Below are 244 nucleotides of genomic sequence, written 5' to 3'. Positions count from 1 at the left end.
ATTCAGCTAAACTTGCTATAACGTCATCTGCTTCATAACCCTCACAAGTAAATTTTTCTATACCATAAGCATCAATTATATCTCTTATAATTTCTAATTGTGGAACTAATTCTTCTGGCATACCTGTTCTATTTGATTTATATTCTTTAAAAATTTCTAATCTTTTTAATCCAGATCTACTAACATCAAAAGCAGCAGCAATATAATCAGGTTCTATATTTTTAATAGCAAGTTTAGCTGAATA

1 protein-coding gene is annotated in these 244 nt (G+C 27.9%); it reads right to left on the bottom strand.

The genetic code is table 11. The features are described from left to right. Nucleotides 1–244 (bottom strand): PIN domain-containing protein (locus AWT72_RS09075; protein ID WP_371440146.1); only part of this gene is annotated, 244 nt, incomplete at both ends.

Source organism: Oceanivirga salmonicida (assembly GCF_001517915.1).
Classification (GTDB): Bacteria; Fusobacteriota; Fusobacteriia; order Fusobacteriales; family Leptotrichiaceae; genus Oceanivirga; species Oceanivirga salmonicida.
Note: the sequence above shows the minus strand (reverse complement) of the source record. Positions and strands in the feature narration are given on the sequence as shown.